General features: G+C 35.2%; 2 protein-coding genes and 1 pseudogene. All 3 read right to left on the bottom strand.

All coding sequences use genetic code 11. From position 1 onward, the window contains the following. Positions 1-1627: 1627 nt before the first annotated feature. The 3 genes and pseudogenes from AFK68_RS09925 to AFK68_RS36550 all read right to left on the bottom strand — a co-directional run bounded on the left by AFK68_RS09925 (position 1628) and on the right by AFK68_RS36550 (position 4319). Positions 1628-3013, bottom strand: a complete 1386-nt coding sequence (locus AFK68_RS09925) for a penicillin-binding transpeptidase domain-containing protein (protein ID WP_246844097.1) — start codon at positions 3011-3013, stop codon at positions 1628-1630. A gap of 40 nt (positions 3014-3053) precedes the next feature. Further along, a pseudogene (locus tag AFK68_RS44720) lies at positions 3054-3523 on the bottom strand (penicillin-binding protein 2); the annotation flags it as partial. 637 nt (positions 3524-4160) lie between these two features. After that, positions 4161-4319 carry a hypothetical protein gene (locus tag AFK68_RS36550; RefSeq protein WP_168186395.1) on the bottom strand — a complete coding sequence of 53 codons (159 nt, stop codon included), beginning with the start codon at positions 4317-4319 and terminating at the stop codon, positions 4161-4163. Between the last annotated feature and the right edge of the window lie 413 nt (positions 4320-4732).

The following is a 4732-nucleotide window of genomic DNA, read 5'->3' as shown; positions in this document are numbered from 1 at the left end:
TTCAATAATTGATAATTGATAATGGATAATTGATAATTACCTCTCCCTAAAACGGATAGGATTGAATAAAAGGAATATTTTTTTTGTTTCTCCTTGAAAGGAGAGGCTTTATACCTTGATTTTTCGGTAATTAGAGAAAGAGTGTGGGGAGGGTGGGGAGATGGAGATATCTACAAATATGGTAATAGCTGAAAATGGAAAATTTTTTTAGACTGAATTAAACGGATTTGATATGAGTATTAATACTCCTAAAGTTATGCTGAATTAGAGGTAACAAATAATTGTTTCTTCACCTATTTCCTGTGTAAGCATTCAGGCTATTAGCAGTCAGCTCTCAGCAATAATACCCCGCTTTTAAGGGCGGTTGAAAATCAAGTTTTTATCTAAAAAAAAGCAATAGCTGATGACTGACGACTGAAAGCTTACTTTCCTATTCCCTAAATTTAATTTAATTATGGAAAATACTGGTTTGCTTGATTTATTGATTGGTGGTGTAGCGATAACAATTTTAGTTGGCGGATTGATATTATTGTTCAAAGGTATTTCTTCAATGCCAAAATAAAAAATTTAGGGAATAGGAAGTAGGGAGTAGGAATAGGCAACAAGACGAAACTTTTTTGTGCAGCATTCCCAACAGAAAAAATATTCTCGCTGCAAAAGAAGAAAATTTTTATATATTGAACTTTTTTTCTTCAATATTTCTTCGCTCTTCCTTTTTCCCTTTCTTCAATTTAGCTTGACCGGAAAATTAAGGTATAAAGCCTCTCTATATCATGGAGAAAAAAGCGATTGACAATTAACAAAGTCAGAACTCAGAAGTCAGAAGCGAGTGTTTAATTCTGAGGTTCCCATTTCCTGAGGAAGCCGTAAGAAAACAGAATTTAAGACATACATCTGACAGTTGTTTTGGCATTGGTAATTGGTGGGATGATTTTCTTTCTACTATGGGTGATACCCATTACTTACTCTGGTTAAATATTTAGAGGTATTAGAAACAGATTACTTTTAAAGTTTCATCTATTGATTTACCAACGCCGTTGTTTTTGTAACTGGGATTTCTACCCCGCTCCAAAAACATTTCGCTGATCGAAGTGGGGTTGAGCGACCCATTTTTTTTTGATAAACGTTTTAGCCTTTTTAGATTCTTAAAAAGTGTAAGTTTTTAGGTCATTCAGGTTTGAAAAGTGCGCCTTTAATACTCACTACAGCAGAAAAATTGTAAGCATTCAGCTACTAGCAGTCAGCTCTCAGCTTTTAAATAAACAATTTAGCTATATAGACTAGACTATTAAGGTTAGCTAATAGACTTTGACCAATACTTTTAATTCTTTGAAAATCTCAACTGCTTTTTCCTTTTTTAAAAGTAATGAAGCTGATAGTTGATAGCTGACGGCTGAATGCTTACAAAAAATTAAGGGACTATTCTTACTGCTAGCTACTCTATAACCCCTATTTATTCTAACTCCTAACTCCTACCCTAACCACTCATACTTTTTCAGCAAACCCTAATAATTAATAATTAATAATTAATAATTAATTATTGANATTCTAACTCCTAACTCCTACCCTAACCACTCATACTTTTTCAGCAAACCCTAATAATTAATAATTAATAATTAATAATTAATTATTGACTATACTTCCTAAAATAAGTTTGAAAAACCTGTTTAGCAACTGGAGCTGCAGCCACAGAACCAAAACCGCCATTTTCAATAATCACAGCGATCGCTATTTTTGACTGTTCGGCTGGCCCAAAACCCACATACAAGGAATGAGACTTTTGTCCAATTAGTTCTGATGTACCTGTTTTTCCTCCTGTAAGTGGAATCGTACCATCATTAAGAGAGCGTCCCGTACCATAATAAACAACATCAATCATCCCTTCTTTGATCATATTCACATATTCAGGTTTCAATCCTGTAGGGATAGGTTTAATCTCTGGAGAGTTAGTTTCATCGGCCAACAAATGAGGCTTAACCTCTTTCCCGCCATTAGCTATTGTTGCTGCTGCTACTGCCAATTCTAAGGGTGTGGCCAAAACCAGACCTTGACCAATTGCCATAGTCACTGTATCACCCAAATACCAGGCATCATTATAAATTTGCCGTTTATCTTCTTCAGTAGGAATCAGACCATTATATGTAGCAGGTATCCCCAGAAGGTTTAAATTTTTGCCTCCTAAACCAAGTTTATATGCCCATTTCCCTATTTCTGCATGACCAATACTCACACCCAACTTATAAAAAAAGGTATTACTACTATAAGCTAATGCAGTTCTAAAACCAATAGGACCATATCCCCCACTATGTTCCTGAAAACGAATACCTCCAATATAAATGGAGTCAGAGGTTTGGATAATTGAATAAGGAGAAAATTTGCCAGACCCCATAGCAGCAGCAGAAGTAACTATTTTAAATGTGCTACCTGGGGGATAACCTTGGAGCGCTCGATTCACAAATGACTGTTCTTGACTATGAAGACTTTGCCATTTTTCTTCAGACATGGGTTCTATAAAGAAATTGGGGTTAAATCTAGGATAACTTGCCATTGCTAAAACTTCCCCTGTATTGACATCTAGAACAACTACTGCCCCTTTACGAAAACCCAAAGCTTTTTCTGCTATTTTCTGAAGGTCTAGATCGAGGGTTAACTTTATAGTTTTTCCACCTTGAGGCTCTTCTCCTTCAAATTTTCTTATTTCCTGATTTTGGGCATTGACTTCTATCAGACGCTGACCCCATTTTCCTGCTAGTAGATCATTAGCACTAGCTTCAACTCCTATCCTACCAACCATCATTCTCATTTGATATTCTGGGTTAGCTTCTAGTTCTGCTGATGTAACTTCACCAAGGTATCCGATGATATGGGATGCTAATTGTCCATGAGGATAATAACGAGTTGATTCAGCTCTGACTTCTACACCAGGAAATTCTCCAGCCCTTTCTTGTAAACTGACAAAAGTATCACGACTAACTTGAGAGGTAAGATTTACATTCCTTTCTCCTGAAGTAATAGCCTGTTCTACTTTTTCAAAAATTTTGTTGGCTGGTATNCCAAGGTATCCGATGATATGGGATGCTAATTGTCCATGAGGATAATAACGAGTTGATTCAGCTCTGACTTCTACACCAGGAAATTCTCCAGCCCTTTCTTGTAAACTGACAAAAGTATCACGACTAACTTGAGAGGTAAGATTTACATTCCTTTCTCCTGAAGTAATAGCCTGTTCTACTTTTTCAAAAATTTTGTTGGCTGGTATATTAATTATGGGGCTGAGTTTGGCTGCGGTAATTGTCCATTGTTCTTTTGGTTGTTCTCTCGGCCATAAGTATATGGAACGGGTGAGACGGTTAGATGCAAAGGGCTTGCCATCGCGGTCTAGAATTAGTCCTCTATTAGAGGATACTGGAATACGTCGAATGCGGTTTTTTTCTGCTCGTTCCCTATTCTGTTTACCTTGAATTAATTGTAGTTGGGCTAGACGAGTTACCTGTAGACCAATAATAATTGTGGTCAATAACATTATGACAATTGCTCGGTAGATTAAGCCTGACTGATATTTGTTATATGAGGGGTTATTCTCTTCTATTTTTCGGAACCCAAAAGAAAAAGAAAATTCGCGCACCATGATTTCTTGATTTATAAATAAGGTTTTAAGGTTAAGAATTGAATTGTGATTTAGATGGAGTATTTATTATTACAGGGTAGGTCATTTCAGCGATCAGTTAGCCTCTTATGGTCGGAACTGCGTTTTTTCCTATAGGGAATGCTCCGCATTCATGTCGCGCAGCTCAACAGTTATCAGTATCTCCAAGTTTAGTCGGAGGCTTAAAATACTGAGTTGAATATTTTTTTCATCCCCTATCCAAGGGCAGGCTTTAGACTTCCGAATTTGGTAATTATTGAATAATTGCCAATAGTTAGGAGAAAAAAAGAATAGTTGAATCTTGTAATACTTAGAGACTATATTTGAAATATTTTATTATCTGTCTGCAATACCATGATTAATAGTAATACAAATTACCAAATAATTAAGGTTGAAAGCCTTTCTTTATTCAGGAGAAAAAGCGGTTGTTTGCTATTGAACAACTTCCCACTTCAACCCCTCGCCGACATGAAAAGCCGACATAAAAAGTAGAGTGGCTCTGCTAGATTGACCATTAATCTCCTAAACACCAAGAAATAACTAGGAAAATTACTGATAGACATAACCACTGGGGAATATGTAGCCATTGTATTAAGTCCATTGGTTCCAAAATAAAGACACTCGTCACTAACCAACTAAATATCAATACCATAGTTATCAGAAATAAAGACATAATAGTAGTATTTTGAGGTAAATTTAAACAACTAATTTGATTCAGATTCCAGTATCATATAAAATGATATATTCAGCAAATTATAATGATATATTCAGCCAAAAGTTATATTAATTTGATTAACTGTAAAATAAAGATACTCGTCATTAACTAACTAAATATCAATACTATACTTTTTTGATTGGAAATAAAGACATAATAGTAGTATTTTAGTAGTATTTGAACGCACATTTAAACAACTAATTTGATTCAGATTAAAATATAATCTGAACTAACCTACTGAATTAAAAATCGTCAATTTTTATGTTTAAAACCCTTTTAGCTGACTTCCGAATTTTCTTTGAAAGAGACCATACCGCTCGTAACTGGTTGGACGTTCTTATTTGCTATCATGGTCCTTAGGCTTCAGCGTT

This window comes from Hydrocoleum sp. CS-953, from assembly GCF_002260545.1.
Lineage (GTDB): Bacteria > Cyanobacteriota > Cyanobacteriia > Cyanobacteriales > Microcoleaceae > Trichodesmium.
Note: the sequence above shows the minus strand (reverse complement) of the source record. Positions and strands in the feature narration are given on the sequence as shown.